The organism is Clostridium sp. (genome assembly GCF_026168755.1).
Classification (GTDB): domain Bacteria; phylum Bacillota; class Clostridia; order Clostridiales; family Clostridiaceae; genus Clostridium.
Genome location: NZ_JAPFDR010000007.1, coordinates 33,576 through 55,780, shown reverse-complemented (window position 1 = coordinate 55,780; position 22,205 = coordinate 33,576). Strand labels below are relative to the sequence as shown.

The following is a 22,205-nucleotide window of genomic DNA, read 5'->3' as shown; positions in this document are numbered from 1 at the left end:
TTATAAACACAAAATCTACTTTATTAAGATGACCTTATTACAAATCCCTAAAAATCACTAACTCGTGAATACCTCCCATTCCATCTCAATGCACAAGTTCCACGTTGCCCATGTCTATTCTTAATAATAACAGCATTCATACATTCAGGATTCTTATCCGCCTCCTTAGAATTATAATTAAGCTTACCCTGCTTAAATAGCATGTCTCTATACTGCTTATCATCAAGCTTAATATTCCTATAAAGAGCAATAACTTGATCACTATCCTGTTCAATTCTAGCACTATCTTGAATATCACTAGAATCAATCTTCTCAACTGCAATATCTCCTGTTCTCTTATCAACTACCCTATTAGCCTGAGCCACCAAAACTACACATATATCCTCATTCATAGCTAAAGTCTTAAGTTTACCACTAATCTTCCCAAGCTTATTTGTCATAATATCCTTTTCACCAAAATCAACATACTTATTAATATAATCAACAAAAACAACATCTAAATTATTTTGAAGCTTATACACTTTTATCTCATGAATAAACTTATCAAGATCAGTTTCAGTAGAAACATAAAAACTACTACTCATTAACTTAGCCATAAGCTTAGAAATACTGTCCTTTTGCTCAACCAAAATACTATCCTCATCAATAGAATTACTAGATAATGATAATGCACTTGCTGCCATCTTATTAAATATTTGATTAGTACTCATTTCTGCACTACCATAAAAAACCTTTGCTCCACTAAAAACCATATTAGCTGCTGCCTGTATAGAAAATGTACTTTTCCCAACACCACTTCTAGCAAAAACAGTAATAAGCCTTCCCTTTTGAAAATTCCCCAAATATTTATCAATATAATAAAATCCACTTTTTATCCCTTCATCCCTATTCTCATTATAAAGCCAAGTTAAATACTCATCATATTCTTGTGTTATATCTAATTCCTTCTTAATTTGGCATTTATGAATATTAACCTTAGTATTTTCAACCTCAGCCTCAATTTCATCAATAGACATACCTCTTAAAATCTTATTACCCATTTCAACATACAAATGCTTTTTATATCCCCTAATAAGTAGCTCAAGCTTTGTATTGAACCCAGAATCACTTGGATTGCAAGTATATATTTCTGTAACATAAGAAACTCCATCCATAGAATTAATATTTTCTCTTTGATATTCTAAAAAGTTAACCAAATCAATAGACATTTTTTTATTAACCATTTCCATAATACCTAAATAAATATTTACATGAGGCTCGTACAAAAACATATACGGCTTTATAACTTCCTTTGCTGTTATTATAAGTTCACTATTTTTAAGAATTGAACTTAATATTTCTTGCTCTAATTGTACTTGACCATTATCTAACATAATATTCTCCCCCTATAATCTTATATACTATTTATATAATCCTCTGTATTTATTCCCCACTCCTCATATTCATCCCTAAGAGTATAATATTTTTTCTTATATCTCAGCCATATATCTCCATTGTCAACAAACTTTCCTATAGCATTATCCCTAGTTAAAAAGTATGACAAGTGCCACTGAAAATCATAGAAATAATCACTGTTATAAACCTTGGCATAATTATCAATTGCTTTTTTAATTTCATCAAAGTTATATTTAGTCATAGCCTTATTTATACTATCTATAACTTTAATATTTAAACTAACAGATTTACCTATTTTCTTACTATTCCAATGATTAATTATATTTATATATATTTTATTATTATTTTTATTTATATATATATTATTATGTGAAGTAGATACATTATCGTATCCCCCTTGGCCATTACTAGATACATCAGCGTATCCAGTACCAGGTACATCCTTGTATCTACCTTCATCACAACCAGATACATCATCATGTCCACTTATATCACCAGTTACATCAGTGTACCTACTTTCTTCACAACTAGGTACACCAATGTAACTACCCTGTGCATCACCAGATACATCATCGTATCTAGTACTAGGTACATCTTTGTATCTACCTTTCTCACAACCAGATACATCAGCATATCCACTTATTCCACTAGTTTCATCAGTGTACCTACTTTCTTCACAACTAGGTACACTAGTGTAACTACCCTGTGCATCACTAGTTTCACCATTGTATCCACTATCTTCAACATACTTACCCAACAAATAATCCTTTATTATCACATATACATTTCTCATTCCATTTTTCTTTTCAATTCTTATATAATTCTTAGATTGTAATGTTCTCAACACACTATAAATAGATTCCTTATTTTTAATACAAAAATAATCTAATAAAGTCTGTAATCCTACCGAAATAACATTACTGTCTTCAAAATCAAATGCCTTTAACGCAATAAGCATGTCTCTTTCTCTTCTGTTAATTCCCTTATCTAATACAAGCTTATGTAATATATCTAAATGCTTTTCCATAACTTAAACCCACCTTTCTATATACCCTAGAGATGTGATTTTTCCAACATCCCAGGGTATAGCTTTGCTAAATTAGTGTATATTCACACTGATGTAAAAGAGCTTCTACTCCTACTTGAAATATTGATACTATTAATATATTAGGTTGAATTACTGTTAAATTAATTACTTCACTACTTGTCTGAGTTAAGAACTTATCTATAACTCCAAGGCCAATTATCTTCATTTCTGGTGACTCATAAATATTAATAATATCCTCTTCCCTAGATATTATTTTAATTACTTCAATACTATTTTTAGTTAATAAAATTACATCACAAACTTTAGTAGTAAAATATCCCTTAAGCTGAATCATCACTTTTTCATTAAATAAAACCTTAAGCTCCATATCACTCTCTTTTATTTCCTCAATTCTTCGAACAACTTCATTAAAAGAAATATGTGAAAGATTTTCTATAACTCCACAATAATATTCATTAGAATAAATATCTACTACCTCTTCTGTAAACTCTTTTTCATCAATAATTGAAAGATACTTTTTTACTTTCAAAATAGCTAAAGACTTTATAAGTTCCTCCCTTTGATTAATAATATTCTTAATATTCTTCATAATTTATACCCCCGATTCCATTTAATAATTAAAGTTTACTCCTGAAATATTAAGGGAATATAAATTACAGAAAGTTTTTTATTAAAATTGTAAAATGGGTATATTTCCATACAAAAAAACTCAGAAATGAAATTATTTCACCTCTGAGTTTAAAAATACTATAAATTAATCTTATATCCTATATACCTAATACTTTGAATACAAGTATCCAACGTTAAAGTTCTCTTCAAATTACTAATATGAACATCTATGGTTCTATCACATAATGATATATCATTTCCCCATATATTATCTAAAATCTGACTTCTACTCAAAACCTGTCCTTCATATTCTAATAAAAGCTTTAATATTTTAATTGGTATCATTCCCAATTTTACATATTCCCCATTTACTTTTGCAGTAAAATTTATAAAGTCCACTTCAATATTATTATAAGTCCATATATTATCAACTTTCTTCATATTAATTACTGATTTCTTATCATTTAAAATACAATTACTACATTCTCTATAAAACTTATCCCTCTTATTTAAACCTTTACATTCCTTTTGTTGATAATCAATAAAATCAATTTTTGTTACTACTTGTTCATTCTTTGTATTACTATAAGAATGTTTGTCATTACTTTCCTTAATAAAATTACTATTTCTCATTGCACTTAATCCAAGTTGAAATACAGTAGTAAGGAACTCCTCCATAAACTTTTTTTCATAGATTTCAAATAACTCGCTTTCAATATATTCCTTTTCTTTGTTAAGCTCATTTTCTATATCATCATTTTTAATAAATAATGAATTAAAGGTCTTAATATATTTACTATATATATCAAAATTATTATTCCCCACTTTCAATTCCCCCATAACGCCATAATAAAATGAAATATTATTTATTTTTAACTAAAAAACAAAATATTCTATGCTTATTATTTTTAACCTCCTAATTGTATTTAGAAAAGTTATTGAAGATATTTACAAAGTGTAATACAATATAATTGTTATGATTAATTGTATACTTATGGTATTCAATAACATTTTAGAGTAAATGTAGTTAGCCCTACTTTTGCTCTTTTTATTTTTTATAAAATAAATAATATTTATTAAATAATAAATATAAGTTTTTACACTTTTTTATTATTTAACTATATTTTACCATATTAAGTGTAATCTCTTCAATATTTTTACTTAATTTTTTTGACTATTTTCTAAAGTTACTTACTTATTTCAACGTGTTTTGTAAATTTATTTACATTCATTTAATTTATTTTACAATTTGACATATAAATCATTTACTTATTCATTGAGTAAATCCATACTCTTCATATAAATTAAATTATTATACAACTTCCATCCTACTATTCCACCAATACTATTAAGTATTAAATCATTTATTTCAAAAAATCTACATATATTAGGAACAATTAAAGATAATACAACTTGAGTACTTTCAATAAATAAAGATATTAAAAACATAGAAATAAAAACTCTTTTTAATGTATTAAATATATTACTAAAATAATATGAAATAAAAAATCCCATTGGCATAAGTAAAAGAAGATTACCCACTAAATTATAAATAAGATTCATTATTCCTCCTTGCTGATAAATAATCTCTATACTATAAAGAGGACTTAATATAATTACTGGTTCTTTAAAGTTAATATATTCTCCCCAAGCCAAAGTAAAAGGAAAATATACTTTGGAAATAACACCTACTATATATATTTTAAATATTAGCTTAATTAATTCTTCTTTTAAATTTAAATCACTATATATATTTTTTCCTGTTATAAGCTTAAACAATAAATCTCTTTTAAAATATAAACATAATACAGCTCCAAGAGCCAAAAACATATTTTGAGTAATAACAAACATTATCTACCCCCACTTTTCCCCTTCAGGCATAACTCTAATTAAAAGTTCAGTTTCTTGTACTATTATATTACCAACTTTTTATATCATCGAATATATAATCATGTAATTGTTGTACTGTCTGTTCCTTATCAAAAGTTAAGTAATATATACCACTTATCATCTTTCCTTCACAATACTCATCTCTTGGGAATCTTTCTTGCTCTAAATTAGTTGCTCCCATTTTCAATACTTCATTTCCTAAATCTAATATTTCTGAATAATTTAAGCTTGTCTTAACCATAGGTAAAACTTCACTTAATAAACTTGGATATTGTGTAACATTAGTAGCTAATATCTTTTCAAAAACTTTATTTAATACAGTTCTTTGTCTATCTGTTCTTACATAATCTCCACCACTTGCATATCTAATTCTTGAATATGCAAGAGCTTGTTCACCAGTTAAAGTATATGTACCAGCACTATCAATTCCTGGAATATGACTTACTTCTTCACTAGTTATATCAATAGTAACTCCACCTAATTTATCAATTATTTTAGGCATTGTTGTAAAGTTAACTGCAACAAAGTCTTCTATGTTTAAATCAAAATTTTCATTTAGTGTCTTTATTGCTAATTGAGCACCTCCAAAAGCATATGCATGATTTATCTTATCTTGACCTCTATCTGCTATTGTTACATATGAATCTCTCATAATTGATGTTAACTTTAGCTTCTTATGAGTTGTATCTATTGTAGCAATTATTATTGAATCTGATCTTCCTGCTTCTCCATCCTGTGCATCTATACCAAATAAAGCAATATTTATTACACTATCACTATACTCTGATAACTTTTCTTGAACTTCTTCTTTTATTCCTACATCATTTGTATCTATTTCAACTTTTTCGATTTTATTAAATAGATGACTACCATACCAATATACTCCTCCTACAATAATTAAAAGTATACTTAGAGTAACTCCTAAAATAACTAAACTAATTCTACTTCCTTTTTTCATCTAATTACTTCACTTCCCCTTTACACATATTTATGAATTAATAAATTTTACAAAATAACCTCCATAATTTAATATAGAGGTTATCATTCAATATTTAAGATTATTCTACAGTAACTGACTTGGCTAAATTTCTTGGCTTATCAACATCACAACCCTTTTGTTTTGCAACATAATAAGATATTAATTGAAGTGGTACAACACTTATCATTGGAGTTAATAAATCAATAGTTTTAGGAATATAAACTAACGAATCAACAACTTCCTTAGAAGTTTCATCTCCCTCATTAACTACTGCAAATATATTTCCACCTCTTGTAGAAACTTCTCTAACATTAGATATCATCTTATCCTTTAAAGACTCTTGAGTTAATAATGTAATAACTGCAGTCCCTTGGTCTATTAGAGCAATAGGTCCATGTTTTAATTCTCCACCAGCATAAGCATCACAGTGAATATAAGAAATTTCTTTAAGTTTTAAAGAACCTTCCATAGCTACAGCATAGTCTAATCCTCTACCTAAGAAGTATATATCTCTATGATTATAGTGCTTATCAGCATACTTTTGAAGCTCTTCCTTCATTTCTAATGCTTTTTCTATCTTTTCTGGAATTGTTAGCATTTCACCTTTAATTTCTTCAGCATATTCTTCAGTAATAGTTTCCTTTAATCTACCAAAGTATAATCCTAAAATATAGAATGCAGCTAATTGAGTTACATAAGCCTTAGTAGATGCAACTGCAATTTCTGGTCCTGCTAATGTATATATAACATCATCAGCTTCTCTTGATACTGAAGATCCAACAACATTAGTTATTGCAAGAACTCTAGCTCCTTGTCTTTGACCATCTCTTAGAACTGCAAGAGTATCTGCTGTTTCTCCTGATTGAGATACAACTATTATTAAAGTTTTATCTGTTATTAATGGCTCTCTATATCTAAATTCAGATGCTACGTCAATTTCTACTGGGATCTTAGCTAGTTTTTCTATAACAGTTTTACCTACAACACCTGCGTGATAAGCTGTTCCACAAGCTACTATATAAACTTTATCAAAGTTTTCTAATTCTTCTTTAGTAAACTTAACATTATCTAAAGTTATTTCTTTTCCTAATGCAATTTTACCTGCTAAAGTATCTCTTACTGCTTTTGGTTGTTCATGAATTTCTTTAAGCATAAAGTCTTCATATCCACCTTTTTCAGCAGCATCTACATTCCAAGTTACATGATAAACTTCTTTTTCAATCTTTTCACCATCTTCAGTTCTAAGTTCAACACCATCTTTAGTTAAGATAACAAATTCCTTATCTTCTAATAAATAAACATCTCTAGTATGGTTTAAAACTGCTGGGATATCAGAAGCTATAAAGCTTTCATCTTCTCCTAATCCAACTATAAGTGGACTATCTTTTCTTACTGCAATAATCTTATCTGGTTCATTATTAGCAATAACTCCAATAGCAAAACTTCCCTCTAATTTAGCTGTAGCTTTTACTACTGCATCAAAAAGATTTCTTCCATCTCTGTAATAGTAATCAACTAAGTTTGGTATAACCTCTGTATCTGTTTCTGATAAGAATTCATACCCTTTAGAAGTTAACCATTCTCTTAACTTCATATAGTTTTCAATAATCCCATTATGTACAACACTTATTGTTGCATTTCCATTTGAATGAGGATGAGAATTAACATCTGATGGCTCTCCATGAGTTGCCCATCTAGTATGTCCTATTCCTATATGTCCATTGATTGAATTAGAATTTAAATCATTTTCTAAATTAGCTAATCTACCTTTTAATTTTCTTACACTTATTTTTTCATCTTCTATGATTGCAACACCTGCTGAATCATATCCTCTATATTCTAATTTTGAAAGACCTTCAACTAATAGCTCAGATGCTTGTCTTTTACCTATGTATCCTACTATTCCACACATATTATAGTTCCTTTCTTATTGTAAATGTAGTTATATAAATATTTTTAAAACACTTAATACGTATATTACTTTAATTGTTATTTTTTTAATATATATGATTTTTTCAATATCATATATATTAATTAATTTTTCTTTTTTAAATTATAAACCCAAATCTAATAACGCCGTAAATTTCTCTTCTATTTTTCTCTTTTTAAGTTCTCTACATCTACACCTTTTCATTTTGAAATTATTTTTATTTACCTCAAAATATAACTTCTTCTTAAAATCTCTAAATTTATTATCTTATTTTTATAATACATTATCCATAAATAAATCTTACACTTTACTTACTTTTAATAATTAAATAAAGATTTTAATTTTAATAATATCCTTAATGAAAGTATCTTATTAACTAATTTGCTACTAAATATAATATTATAGATATTATTAAAAACTCTTTGCCTAATATACTCAATAAACGAGCATACTAAATATAAAGAAATTACCATAAGCATATAAATAAAAAATTTTCCTCTATATTCTAAATACCTATTTGTAACTAAAATTTCATTCCATATTACTTTTGAAAGATGTGGATTTACATGAATTAAATATACTCCAAATGTTAAAGTAGAAAAACTTAAAATATATTTATTAACTTTCTGACTTTTCACCTCTAAGTTCAATATAAAAATAAATAAACAGACAGATGCAATAAACGTTCCTATCCAATTATAAGCTAAAAAATACGACATTCCTCTTGCAACGCCAAATAATCTAACTGTGATCCAAACTGAAGTCATTGCTAAAATATAATCAATACCTGTAGCAAAAATAAAACCAAATAAATATTTTTTGTATATATATTTAGGTTTATAATATAACCTTATATACGCACCTACACAATATAAGCAAATAAACCAATATAAGCTATAACCATCTTGAACTCCTATACTATCTTTTATAGGAGATATAGAAAAAAGCAAAATCATTACAAATATCCATAGTCTAACTTGTGCTTCTGACATTGTTCTCATAATAGTGTTTAATATAGGAGATGCTATATACAAAATTATATAAACAGTTGCAAACCAATATTGTCCAAATGTTAATGGGAACATTGACCTAATTAGTTCCTTTAAATTAAAAGGGATTTTATTAAGTATTAATAATATTATATAAATAGATATTGAATAGAATAGTACTTGCAACCAAATTTTAAATATCTTACTAAATTTAAACTTTGAATTTATTAAAAAATATCCACTAATCAGTACATAACAATTTACAGAAACATAACTTATAGCTTGAAATAATTCCATCACTGCATATGAAAATGATAATGGATTAATACTAAAAATCAACCCTCCTTGGGTTATAATATGAAGTGTTACTATCATTACCATAGAAATTATTCTCAATAGCTCTAAATTTGAATTTCTATTCATTACCTTTATTTTTCTATTTTTAATATTACTCACCTCCACTTAACCTTACAAATATTTTATTTATTATTTCAGAATCCTTATTTAAGTCAAATTTTCTTGCAAATAGATGCTCTGAACTCATTAATTGATTATAATCACTTCTCTTAAAAATATATGGTTTTCCACGTTCCCAATCAATATACCTTAAAATTGATTTATAATTATTATCAAAATTTTTATAATATAAATTATCTTTAAATTTAGAATTTAACAAAATTGTCTGAACAAACATTTCATCAACACAATTACCATATTTGAAAATATCTTCTATTAAAGTTTCATTTTCTATTATATATTTTGCAAAATTATTTGTTATACTAAACCATTGAGCTCCTTTACCTAGCTTAATATTCAAGTCTTTTATTCTATTTATATTAATAATTTTTTGAAGTTTAACTCCTAATATTTCTAACCTTCGAAAAAAAGTTTTCATTGGATTCTTACTACTAATTTTATCTTGTACAAAATAATAATACTTAACTCTATTATATTCCTCTGATGATAAATTTAAAGAATCAAAGTGAACAAATTCCTTACCTTTATTCTTAGTAAAAAAACTATGAATTTCATCTTGAGTTTTTATTGGTAAATCAACTCCACTAATCAAATGATAGTATTCATAATTATATTGAATTGCTGCTTTTAATAACATCATTTCTACATTAACAAGTGTATACCCACCCCAATTTACATCTTCTCTATCAATAAAATAAACATTTGATTTTTTTGTCATATTTAAAAAATTTTCAAAATTAAAATCCATTACCTTCTTATCTATATGTATATATATATCATTTCTTTCATCATCTAATAATAAAATTAATTTTTCTAATAATTCAAATTGATTATGTGCAATAATAAGATAAGCATGCTTTAACAATTTATTACTACTCATATTAATTTCTCCTTACTCTCTTTAAAAATATCTCTTTAATTATTAACTTTATTTTAAATATTAGTTTAATAAAAAGTATTGTACCATAAACTCCAATTATAATATAAATTAAAAATGGTATAATGCTTAAAATGTTCATATCAAACATAACACTCATAAATATATACATTAAAGGTTCATGAAATAAATACATATTAAATCCATTATTATATATAAATCTCCACGTTCTAGACTTTGTAAATAAACATTTACTAATACAAATATTATTAGCTAGTATAATAAATATACAAATTCCTACCACACTAATTAAAATTACAAAAATATTATTGATAATTCTTAAATTTATTATATTATTATTTAAGTATAATAATATAATTTGTATAATAACTAATATTATAGCTATATCAAACCTCTGCCAATTTAACTTTTCATAATAGAGCCTTAGAAGTATCCCAAAATAAAAATATATTAAAAGCTGAAGTAACAACCTCACTATTCCAATTCCTGGAATGTAATATGAGAGTAGATTTATTATTATTAACACTATCAACACAATAAATTTATTTACAAAAAAACATATTTTTAATAAATTAAATATTAAAAATATCATAAAAAGAACAGGAAGAAACCATAAATGCCCTATATCTCTTACAGTAAATAAATTTATTAATAAGTTTTTTATTAATATAATATAACTTATGTTATTTTCATAATATCCTATAATTAATCTAATTGGTATGACAAAAAAAATTGCTACTATGAAATATGGTACTATAAGGTATTTAAACTTTTTTTTTATAAACTCATAATTATTACTATACTTTCCTTTAATTATTCCCTCCATGTATAAAAAACCAGAGCTTGCTATGAAAAGAGGCATATGAAAGGAATATATATACACATATATTCCCTTTATAAATTCTGAATCATTTATTGATGAAAATTTCCAACCACCACTAAATCCATTAGCTGCATGTCCTAAAATAACTAATATAATAGCTAAAGTTTTTAAAATATTTATGCTTTCGATCTTATCACTTTTGATTTTTTCCATATAAAACTCCCACTTTTATTGTTTATTTATTAACTTTTTAATATTACTAAATGTTTCACTATATCCAATAACTAACATTTGTAATGGAGTTATATTTAATGACTTTAATACTCTATATGGCCAGTTCCAATTATTATATATAAGTTGTACAATTAATGGTGCAATAATTAATCCCCATATTCCAAAATTAAATACTTTGATTAAAACTACAGTAAATATTGTTCCTGTTATACTAGAGATTAAAAATGCCTTTACATAAGGAATATAGTTTGAGTTTGAAATATAAGATGCATAATATGTATGTTGTGTTAATAAAAATTGATATATTCCAGTCACAATAATTAATTTAACATCTATTATTGTATTTGGCTTAATTATATTAAGTAATGGTCTGCCAATGATAATAAATGACAATATACCCACCAAAAATAATACTAAATAAATAAACATTGCTGTTGACATTAATCTTTTCAATTTATTTAAATCTTTAGAAACTTGTGCAGCTTGCAACTCCGGCTGATATGCTGTGTATAATGCTCCTGATACTGTAACTATGCAGCTAATTATTTGAATAGATATTGAATATATCCCAGCTTCAGTTAATGTAAGAAATGCTGAGCATATTAAAGTACTGGCTTGATTAGACAAATAATTTGAAACAGCTACAATTCCTTCCCTCCAAGCATTGGGCCATATCGTATCATATATATCTTTTAATTCTACAAATTTAAATTTTATTTTATTATTTTTAATATTATTCCTTATACCTTCAACATTAAAAAAATATTTTTTAGAAATTGTTCTAAATATAAATCCACTTAAACAATAAGCTAATGAAACAGCTAAAATACCATATCCTAAAAATAATAATATAAACATTATTACTATGTTAAATATTTTTGAAATTACATTTGCCTTATTTGCTTTTTCTACTGAACCAATTCCTCTTAAAAAAGATGAAAAATATCCATAATATAAATTTAAAAATACAGCAATAGAATACAATATCCATGCAATAATTTTTTCATTTCCTGGAATATTCCTTGACACATAACTAATATATATGCTCCCTAAAGTCAATAGTAGAGTTAATGCACAAAGTGCAATTATAAGATATATTTTCTTACAAGCATACATTACCTTCTGTAACAAAAAATAATTTGGATTTCCTTTATTAGAATTGAATATTCCATTTTTTTTTAATTTTTCAGCTCCGCTCCAACAATATGTAATATTTCTAGAAAATGTAGGATTAAATCCAAAATCAAATAGTGTTACAATTCCACCCAAACTTAAAAAAACATACCAAAGTCCCAAAGTTTCACTATCTAAATAGTATATAGTAATAGGAAGTACAATAATATTACTACAAAGCGAAACAAATATGCTTAAATAACTCCATATAATATCATTTTTACTTGTTTTAATTCCCATATATAATCTCCTTTAGTATTATTAATTAAAAGCTTTAATAGTTACTTTTGATTAATAATTTTATCATAAAATTCTTTCAACTTTTCTCCATAAATATCATATGATTTATTTTTAACATACACTTCTCCTAATTTCCCCATCTCAATAGCTTGTTCTCTATTATTATATAAATAAACAAGCTTATCATATATAGCTTTATCATTTCTAATAGGTACAATATAGCCATGTTTATTATCAATAATTGGTGCACCAACATTTTCAGTAATTATTACTGGAGTTTCACATGCCATACTCTCATACACAACCATAGCAAATGAATCTATTAGTGATGGTAGTACTGTAACATGTGATTCACTATAATAATCTCTTAACTGCATATATTCAATTTTACCAATAAAATTAGCCCAACTAACATCTTTATACTTTTGTACTATTTTTTGTGCTATTTCATCATCAATTGCTCCAATAATATTACATTCAAAATCATATCCTAACTTATCTAACATCTCACAAGCACTTAACAAATATTGTACTCCTTTAAGTATTGAAACTCTTCCTACATAACATACAGTAAATTTACTTTTTTTTTCTTTAGTTTTTTTAAATTTTTCAATATTTGCTCCTAAAGGTATAGCTATTATTTTTTCTCTATCATATCCATTTTCAATAAAAGATTTTACACATATATCTGTTAAAGTTAATATATAATCAGCTTGTTTAAACTCTTTTTCCGATTTTTCAATATACTCTTTAGATAAAGATTCTCTATACACTCCATATTTCTCAAATTCTTCATTACAAATATTGCTATAATATCTTGGATGAACACCACATTCAACTATTTTTATCGGCTTATTATTCATTTTATTTATTTTTTTAAAAGATTCTAATGCAAATCCATTAAAAGCGTGAAAAATTTTGCATTCATTAATATACTTAGTAGACTTTACATCAAATTTTTCATGCATTCTATAATATATATTCCAACTTTTTTTAGGAAATAATCTTGCTAAAATTTTATATGGCATTATATATTTTGAAAGTGATATAACTTTACTTTCATCAATATTATTTGTTAAGTGATTTAATTTTTTTATTGTTAGTCCAGTTATATACTTATAATTTACTCCTAATTTTTCAAGTTCATTTACTTGAAATGGTGTATGATATTGCACTCCATTAGAAATAATAACTTCTACTTTACTCACTTATGAATTACCTCATTTCTTTTATTTATAACTAATTTCTCTCTTGAAACTAAATTAATATTAAATATACTACTAACAATTAATAATATTATATACATTAATATATATCCTCTAATATCCTCAACTCTCCCCTCCATGATACAACTGAAAAAAATCCTAGTATAAAAATAAATTATAATAAATATTTTCATTATTTTTTTACTATTCATTGAACCTATTAAAAATTTTCTTATTATAATCTCTTGACTTGATAAAATCCAAGAAAATATAATAGAAAATATAACCAATCCATAAACTCCTTCATATAATAATCCTGCTGTAAACATAGGTAACGCATTTGAGTGTATTCCTGTATCCGGAAATCCCATTACATAAATAGTATGATATGTTGTTACATTAATTGAACCTTCTCCTAAAATATTGCTTAAATAATTTCTAAATCCAATAGTTTGTTCATTAAATATATAATATGATATACTTGCTATTGCATCTGATAATCCAGTAAATCTTTGAATAAAAAAATCTAGATAATTAACTTGTGTTTCAAATCTTATTTTATTTCCTAAATTTATTGTTAGTAATCCAAAGATTAGAATTAAATATTTATATTTCCCAATTCCTTTGATTTTGCCTTTATTTTTAATAAATATAAATATAATAAATATAATAAAATGTACGATATCAAATATAAATGTACTTCTTGAGCCTAAAGCTATGCCTGGAAGACCAGTTATCAAACAAGTCATAATAACATTTGCTATAAACTTACTGTTATTTTCATACTTATTATAAAAATATTCGCATGCTAAATACTTTACATATAATGATATTGCCTGTATTGAGTAAACAAAAATCCCACTATTAGGTAATAAAGGTGCTTTTCCTGGTACTAATATATTAAATCTACTTCTAAACACATATTCTATAAGAGAAACAACTATTAATATAATATAGGGATTAATTAAAATATATTTTTTCTTAATTGATATTCTTTTAAAACTATACTTTTTACGAATATTTATGGTTGCATAATTAATCCAAATAATAATTATAGATATCAAATAAAATAATATTAAATATTTAATATAATACATTCTCAGATTACTATCTTTAATCACACTTATACTCATATTATACCCAACAAATTTTTCTGGTACTATTTGGGATAATAGTAATTGAAATATTCCTAAAAAATAAAAATATATTGTGTATATTAATGTTGTTATCATTTTTTTTATTGGAGTTAATATTAAAACTATTAATCCCAATATTAATATAAAATAAGCAATGATTATATCTTTGATAAATCCTAACTTTATATTCATTACAATAGTAAATAAGGTGAAAAATATAACTATCCCTTTAATATATCTGCTTTCATTTTCCATTTTACCATCCTTTTCAATATATTTTAATTTCATTACTAGCTACTACATTATAAAATTTACTGTTACTTTCATCCCAATTATAGTAAGTGTCACTAAAAATTTTTGCTTCCTTGGCAATTATATTAATATCTATTTTCTTATCTTGTATATCTTTAAATATTTTTATAAATTCATCAATATTATTAGCCTTAAGATAGTGTTTATTAGGTTTTGCATTATCAAACGCAAAAAAATTCCACTCAAATCCTACTACACATTTCTGATAAGAAAATGCCTCTAAATTTTTATTTAATAACCCATTTCTTTTTTCAACAGTTGATAATATTATATCTACACAGTTGTAAAATTCACAAAGACTTCCTACTTCTCCTAAATATTTAACATATTTAAAACCATTTAGAAATTCTATTTGTTCTGTTGATGCACCTCTTCCAGCTATTATAATACGAGCATTAGGTACTACTTCTACTATCTTAGGCATACATTCAACCAAAAACCATTGCAAATTTTCTTCAATAGTCCCTGGAACAAATGTATTAATAAATCCAATATTAAAATATTTATTTTCTTTAATACTATAATCACATATAACACTTTTATTTTTTTTAATTCCATTAGGTATCACTTTTAATTTAGCTGATATACTTTTCTTAAAAATATCTTTAACATATTCACAATCAACATTTGAAACATATACTACCTCATCATAATATCTCAATATATTTCTTTCTTTAAATTTATATAATTTACTTTTCAACCAATATTCCAATTGTCTCTTTTTGGTATTTTTTATTTTTTTTATTTTATTAAACTCTAAAATTGAATTTGCATATAAAGTAAGACTATCCATTAAAAAGGCAACTTTTTTTATATCTCTAATCTTTATATTTTTTTTAAATAATTTATAAAATGAATAAGCAGGATTTAATGTACATGATATTACGCATTCAACATCTTCCCAGTTAACATCTTGAATTTTTTTAATAAAATTTATTTTATCTTTTTTATCAAATTTATAAGGTATAAAAATAAATTCTACTATATATTTATTTTCTAAAAACTTACTATAATTTCCTATAGGAATATTCAATCCACCTATTTTTTTATAATCTTTTGGTACTATGAATATCACTTTTTTTGAATTCATATATTATTCCTCCATATATAATAAATTTAAAATAATATTTAATATTATTTTAAATTTATTTTTTACCTCTACTTTAACTTATTATACAATAAATGATACTCCTTATTTTTTTTTCTAATACCATACATACTTGCTCTTTTAATACATTTATTATATTGATTAATATTGTCCTTTATTTTTATAATAGCATTTTTTAGCCCTATTAAATTATTGTCTAATACTATTTCACCACATTTTTTATCTATACATTCTATACTTCCTCCAGTATTAAAAGTAATAACAGGTATTCCACATGATATTGCTTCTAAATTAGTTGTTGGAAAATTATCCTCTAATGTAGGATTTACAAATACATCTGATGCTGAGTATATCTCAACTAGTTCTTTCACATTATTAGTTTTTGTTATAGCCATAATATTTTTAGGTAAATTCCTCTTTTGCTTTTCAGTAATACCAACCACAATAACTTTATAACTATCATTAAGTTTTTCAGATAACTCTACTAAATAATTTAATCCCTTACGTCTATCCCAAACACTAGCAACTCCAAGAACAATAAACTTATCTTCAAGTCCATACCTTTTCCTAAAATCACTTTCAGTTGGTTTGAAAACTTCTAAATCAATTCCATTATTAATAACTTCAACCTTATACTCAGATAAATAAGATTCCTTAACTAATCCAGCTAACCATTTTGATGGAGTTACTATAGTAAGATCTTTTACTCCAGTAAAAATATCTTTTTTATTATTAAAGTTCCATTCTGAATTATCCATTAATACACTATTAGGATATTCTTTTTTTTGTGGACACTTGTTACATCCGTTTTTCCACTTACTACACCCAACATAATCAAAATAAGAACAATGTCCAGTAAATGCCCAGCAATCATGTAACGTCCATATTACTTTTTTATTAGCTCTTTTCAAATAATCAAATAAAATTTCAATATTTATATAATATCCGTGAATATTATGTAAATGAATTACATCCGGATTATATTCTTCAACCTTTTTTATAAACTCTTTTGTTGCCTTAGTTGATCCAAATCCATGTTTATCAAATATTCTTGTTTTAGCAACATGCATATAATTATCGAAATTTGTACCAATTTTAATAGTCTTTATTCCTTCAGGAGCAGTTCCTCTACCATAAGCAATAACACATTCATGCCCTGCTTCTTCTATTAATTTATATAAATCAGTTGCAATTCTGCCTGTGCTTCCAACACCACAGACAGAATTTATTTGTAATATCTTCATACTACTTTCTCCATATAAATCTGTTAATTACATCAGAATAACCTTGAATTATATTAACAACTTTATTTGATACATTTATATCAGTATAATCATGAACCTTAACAAGTTCAGAGCCATTTTGCTTTTGCTTAGTTATAACTTCAATAGCTTGAGTTATACTATCAAAAGTAATTCCACCTAATATAACAGATCCCTTATCAATAGCTTCTGGTCTTTCAGTACTTGTTCTTATAGAAACAGCTGGGAATCCCATAATATTTGATTCTTCTGCTAGTGATCCCGAATCAGATAATACACAGAAAGATTCTTTTTGAAGTTTATTATAATCATAGAACCCAAAAGGTTTTAATTGTTGAATATTTTTATGGAACTTAATTCCCTTAGCCTCAATTCTCTTCCAACTTCTTGGGTGAGTTGAATATATAACTGGCATATCATAAGTTTCAGCTATTGAATTTAATGCATCTATTAAACTATTAAAGTTTTCATCATTATCAATATTTTCTTCTCTATGAGCACTTACTAATATAAACTTACCTTTTTCAAGTCCTAATCTTTCAAGTACATCTGATTCACTAATCTTTTGCATATATTTAGCAAATACTTCTGGAAGTGGTGAACCAGTTACAAAAGTATATTCTTTTCTCATTCCTTCTGATAATAAATATCTTCTAGCATGCTCTGTATAAGCTAAGTTAACGTCTGAAGTAACGTCAACAATTCTTCTGTTAATTTCTTCAGGAACATTTTGATCGAAACATCTATTTCCTGCTTCCATATGGAATACTGGAATTTTTAATCTTTTTGCAGCTATAGCACTTAAACAAGAATTTGTATCTCCTAATATAAGTAAAGCTTCTGGCTTTTCTTTAACTAAAATTTTATAACTTTCTGCTATAATATTACCCATTGTTTCCCCAAGATCATTACCTACAACACCTAAGAAATGATCTGGCTTTCTTAATTCTAACTCTTCAAAGAATACATCATTTAATGTATAATCCCAGTTTTGACCTGTATGTACTAATACATGTTCAAAATACTCATCACATTTCTTTAAAACTTCTGCTAATCTTATTATTTCAGGTCTTGTCCCTACTATAGACATTACTTTTAACTTCTTCATCTGATTATACCTCCATGAAAATTGTATCTGGTTTTTCTCGATTAAATACCTCATTAACCCACATTACTGTAACCATATCACTTGTCCCAGTATTTATTATGTTATGCGTATAACCTACTGGAATATCTATAACTTCTAAATTTTCTCCACTTACCTTATACTCTATAACTTCTTCACTATCAATTTTTCTAAATTGAATAACTCCTTCACCACTTACAACTAAAAACTTTTCATTTTTAGTATGATGATAATGATTCCCTTTAGTTATTCCTGGCTTAGATATATTAATAGAAACTTGTCCTCTATCTGAAGTCTTTAAAAATTCAGTAAATGAACCTCTATTATCAATATTCATTTTTAATGGATAACTAAACTTATCTTCTGGTAAATAACTTAAATATGTGCTATAAAGCTTTTTAGTAAATTCATCTTCCATATTAGGAACCATTAAACTTTTTCTGCTTTCTACAAAGCTATTTAAAAGTTCAACTATATGTCCTAAAGTAGCTTTATGCTCAACATCAACATTTACATAACCACTTAAAGCTTTTTCATCTTCCATTGATGAAATTAAACATCTAACAACATCATCAATATAAACTAAAGTCATTTCTTTGTTTTGATCAGAAACCCATACCTCTTCGCCTCTAGCAATATTATGACAGAAAGTGGCTACTGCTGAATTATAATTAGGTCTACACCATTTACCAAAAACATTAGGTAATCTATAAATAAATACCTTAGCTTTCGCTGTTGCACTATACATTAATAATTCTTCTTCAGCTAACTTCTTACTTTGTCCATAAGCATTATCTAAATCTGCTTGAATAGATGAAGTTATAGCTATTGGTGTATTTTTATTATTTTCCTTTAATATATTAACTATCTCTCCAGTTAACCCCGAATTTCCTTCAAAGAATTCTTTTTCATCCTTTGGTCTATTAATACCTGCTAAATGAAAAATAAAGTCAGCTTCTAATAAACCATTTATTAATTCTTCTCTAGTATTATCTCTATCTATTGAAATAACTTCATAATTCTTTAACTCATTTAATCTAGCTATTAAGTTCTTACCAATAAACCCATTAGCTCCTGTTACTAATACCTTCATGCTATTCTCCTATTAAATAGTTTCAGCTAAGTTTTCTATTTCTTTAGCTTCAACTACTTTAAAATCTCTTAATTCTTTTTGGATATATGGTAGTTTTAATAACATTTCCTTAACTTGTTCAACATTAATTCTATTTGTATTATCAGAGTTATACTCTTCTTGATTTCTTCTTGAACCTTCACCTTCAGTAAAGTACTTAGCATAATTTAAATCTCTATTATCTGATGGTATTCTGAAATAATTACCATGGTCTTCAGCTTTAACAAACTCTTCTTTAGTTAATAAAGTTTCATAAGCTTTTTCCCCATGTCTTGCACCTATTATCTTAATTCCAACTGGTGAATCAAATAATTCCTTTAATGCAGTAGCTAATTCTAAAACAGTACAAGCTGGTGCTTTTTGAACAAATATATCACCTTGTTCACCATTAGCAAACGCATATAAAACTAAATCAACTGATTCCTCTAAAGACATCATATATCTAGTCATATTTGGATCAGTAACTGTTAAATCTTTCCCTTGTTTCATTAATTCAATGAATAATGGAATAACAGATCCTCTTGATGCCATAACATTACCATATCTAGTTCCACAGAATACTGTATCTCCATCTTGTGCAGCTCTTGCTCTAGCTATCATAGCCTTTTCAGCCATAGCTTTAGATATTCCCATTGCATTTACTGGATAAACAGCCTTATCTGTACTTAATAATATACATCTCTTAACTCCATTAATTAAACAAGATTTAAATACATTATCCGAACCCTCTATATTAGTTTGAACTGCTTGCATTGGATAAAATTCACATGAAGGAACTTGCTTTAAAGCAGCTGCATGGAATACATAGTCTACACCTTTCATAGCATAATTAATACTATCTAAATCTCTAACATCACCTATGTAATATTTAACCTTGTCAGATTTTATAACTCTTCTCATATCATCTTGTTTTTTCTCATCTCTAGAAAAAACTCTTATTTCTTTAATATCAGTATCAATAAATCTATTTAATACTGCATTACCAAATGATCCTGTTCCACCTGTTATTAATAAAACTTTATCTTTAAACATAACTTCTTCCCCCTACTAACTCATAATTGTTTGTAATCGATTTAACAACTTTTCTCTTGTAAAGTTTTTATTAAAATACTCTTTTCCGTTCTTTCCTAAAGTACTTCTTTCTTCTTTACTCATATTAAATAATTTAATTACATTTTCATATAACTTAACATAGTCTTCAGCTTCACAAACTAATCCACATTTACTATCTTTAATTATTCTATTTCCCTCTCCACTAATAGCGGCTAAAATTGGTTTTCCTGACGCCATATATGATTGAACCTTAGCTGGAAGTGTAACTCTTAATATATTTTCATTCTTTAATGTAACTATTAAAGCATCTGATTTTGAAAAGTAATTTGGCATTTCATAAGCTGGCTTTCTCCCCAGTAAATTTACATTTTTATGTAAGGAGTATTTATCAACTAAGCTTTTTATATATTCAAACTCACTACCATCTCCAAGAATTTGCCATTTAATATTTTCATTACTTTTAGCTAAATTAGCTGCTTCAATTATTGTATCTACACTTTGTGCCTTTCCTATATTACCTGCAAAAGTAACTATAAAATCATCTCTTAATTCTTCATTTGTATCATCTTTTGAATAAAAATTTTCTGCCCATTGTGGAAAATACTCTAGTTTATCTTTATCTATTCCTTCTTTTACCAATATATCTTCATAACCCCTTGATGCAATTAATAATTTATCAAATGCATCATATATTTTATTACATATCTTTTTCATAATTTTTCTTACTTTTTCATTAGATACATTTACTATTGAATAAAAAGTTTCCGGCCATAAATCTTGTACATATATATATGAAGGAATTTTTTTTATTTTTGATAAAATTATTGCTGGTACTGCTGTAGTTAAAGGTGATACTTGGAAAACAAATATTCTATCATACTTCTTAAAAAGTAATGGAATTACTCGTATAGATGCGCTAATCATAAATGATATGTAATTTAAAGCTAACATAATAGAATTGTTTTTCCCTCTTGGAATCATTCCAACTCTTCTTATCTTAATTCCTTCATAACCTTTAGCACCTCTTTTAAAATAAGAATAGCCATTAAATATTTTTCCTGTAGGATAATTAGGCAATCCTGTTAATACTTCTACTTCATGTCCTGATTCTTTAAGCCCTTTACAAATATCATTTATTCTAAATTCTTCTGGCCAAAAATATTGAGTAATTACTAATATCTTCATC

The 22,205-nt window shown here is 25.8% G+C and carries 19 protein-coding genes; all 19 read right to left on the bottom strand.

Going from position 1 to position 22,205, the window contains the following annotated elements:
* Nucleotides 1-47: 47 nt before the first annotated feature.
* Nucleotides 48-1,373, bottom strand: a complete 1,326-nt coding sequence (locus Q0Y03_RS04545; RefSeq protein ID WP_297712644.1) for a DnaB-like helicase C-terminal domain-containing protein — start codon at nucleotides 1,371-1,373, stop codon at nucleotides 48-50.
* A gap of 20 nt (nucleotides 1,374-1,393) precedes the next feature.
* Complete coding sequence (locus Q0Y03_RS04540; RefSeq protein ID WP_297712643.1) at nucleotides 1,394-2,422, bottom strand: hypothetical protein; 1,029 nt, start codon at nucleotides 2,420-2,422, stop codon at nucleotides 1,394-1,396.
* Between the two features lie 67 nt (nucleotides 2,423-2,489).
* Nucleotides 2,490-3,032, bottom strand: coding sequence for a DUF2800 domain-containing protein (locus tag Q0Y03_RS04535; RefSeq protein WP_297712642.1), 543 nt, complete (start codon nucleotides 3,030-3,032; stop codon nucleotides 2,490-2,492).
* A 158-nt stretch (nucleotides 3,033-3,190) separates the two neighbouring features.
* Nucleotides 3,191-3,877, bottom strand: a complete 687-nt coding sequence (locus Q0Y03_RS04530) for a winged helix-turn-helix domain-containing protein (protein ID WP_297712641.1) — start codon at nucleotides 3,875-3,877, stop codon at nucleotides 3,191-3,193.
* Between the two features lie 444 nt (nucleotides 3,878-4,321).
* Entirely contained in the window at nucleotides 4,322-4,903 is a 582-nt protein-coding gene (locus Q0Y03_RS04525; protein WP_297712640.1) for a VanZ family protein, read from the bottom strand.
* Between the two features lie 67 nt (nucleotides 4,904-4,970).
* Complete coding sequence (locus Q0Y03_RS04520; RefSeq protein WP_297712639.1) at nucleotides 4,971-5,900, bottom strand: LCP family protein; 930 nt, start codon at nucleotides 5,898-5,900, stop codon at nucleotides 4,971-4,973.
* Nucleotides 5,901-6,000: 100 nt separating this feature from the next.
* Nucleotides 6,001-7,833 (bottom strand): glutamine--fructose-6-phosphate transaminase (isomerizing), encoded by a 1,833-nt coding sequence (gene glmS / locus Q0Y03_RS04515; RefSeq protein WP_297712638.1) that lies wholly within the window; start codon nucleotides 7,831-7,833, stop codon nucleotides 6,001-6,003.
* 335 nt (nucleotides 7,834-8,168) lie between these two features.
* A complete protein-coding gene (locus tag Q0Y03_RS04510) occupies nucleotides 8,169-9,296 on the bottom strand; it encodes an acyltransferase (RefSeq protein ID WP_297712637.1) in 1,128 nt (375 codons plus the stop codon).
* On the bottom strand, nucleotides 9,289-10,197 hold the full coding sequence (locus Q0Y03_RS04505; RefSeq protein ID WP_297712636.1) for a beta-1,6-N-acetylglucosaminyltransferase: 909 nt from the start codon (nucleotides 10,195-10,197) through the stop codon (nucleotides 9,289-9,291). Before Q0Y03_RS04505 ends, Q0Y03_RS04510 begins: the two co-directional genes overlap by 8 nt.
* A 1-nt stretch (nucleotide 10,198) precedes the next feature.
* The gene (locus Q0Y03_RS04500) at nucleotides 10,199-11,251 is read right to left on the bottom strand and encodes an acyltransferase (protein ID WP_297712635.1); all 1,053 of its coding nucleotides are present in this window, start codon (nucleotides 11,249-11,251) and stop codon (nucleotides 10,199-10,201) included.
* Nucleotides 11,252-11,266: 15 nt separating this feature from the next.
* Entirely contained in the window at nucleotides 11,267-12,685 is a 1,419-nt protein-coding gene (gene wzx / locus Q0Y03_RS04495) for an O-unit flippase-like protein (RefSeq protein WP_297712634.1), read from the bottom strand.
* Between the two features lie 41 nt (nucleotides 12,686-12,726).
* Complete coding sequence (locus Q0Y03_RS04490; RefSeq protein WP_297712633.1) at nucleotides 12,727-13,893, bottom strand: glycosyltransferase family 4 protein; 1,167 nt, start codon at nucleotides 13,891-13,893, stop codon at nucleotides 12,727-12,729.
* Nucleotides 13,890-15,314: a hypothetical protein gene (locus Q0Y03_RS04485; protein WP_297712632.1), complete on the bottom strand. Its 1,425-nt coding sequence runs from the start codon at nucleotides 15,312-15,314 to the stop codon at nucleotides 13,890-13,892. The genes Q0Y03_RS04490 and Q0Y03_RS04485 overlap by 4 nt, the downstream gene beginning before the upstream one ends.
* Entirely contained in the window at nucleotides 15,295-16,428 is a 1,134-nt protein-coding gene (locus Q0Y03_RS04480) for a glycosyltransferase (protein WP_297712631.1), read from the bottom strand. Before Q0Y03_RS04480 ends, Q0Y03_RS04485 begins: the two co-directional genes overlap by 20 nt.
* A gap of 68 nt (nucleotides 16,429-16,496) precedes the next feature.
* Entirely contained in the window at nucleotides 16,497-17,690 is a 1,194-nt protein-coding gene (locus Q0Y03_RS04475; protein WP_297712630.1) for a glycosyltransferase, read from the bottom strand.
* Between the two features lies 1 nt (nucleotide 17,691).
* Nucleotides 17,692-18,816, bottom strand: a complete 1,125-nt coding sequence (wecB, locus tag Q0Y03_RS04470; protein ID WP_297712629.1) for a UDP-N-acetylglucosamine 2-epimerase (non-hydrolyzing) — start codon at nucleotides 18,814-18,816, stop codon at nucleotides 17,692-17,694.
* Nucleotides 18,817-18,820: 4 nt separating this feature from the next.
* Nucleotides 18,821-19,927: an NAD-dependent epimerase/dehydratase family protein gene (locus Q0Y03_RS04465; RefSeq protein WP_297712628.1), complete on the bottom strand. Its 1,107-nt coding sequence runs from the start codon at nucleotides 19,925-19,927 to the stop codon at nucleotides 18,821-18,823.
* Nucleotides 19,928-19,939: 12 nt separating this feature from the next.
* The gene (locus Q0Y03_RS04460; RefSeq protein WP_297712627.1) at nucleotides 19,940-20,998 is read right to left on the bottom strand and encodes a polysaccharide biosynthesis protein; all 1,059 of its coding nucleotides are present in this window, start codon (nucleotides 20,996-20,998) and stop codon (nucleotides 19,940-19,942) included.
* A gap of 15 nt (nucleotides 20,999-21,013) precedes the next feature.
* Nucleotides 21,014-22,204, bottom strand: a complete 1,191-nt coding sequence (locus Q0Y03_RS04455; protein WP_297712626.1) for a glycosyltransferase family 4 protein — start codon at nucleotides 22,202-22,204, stop codon at nucleotides 21,014-21,016.
* Nucleotide 22,205: the final 1 nt, after the last annotated feature.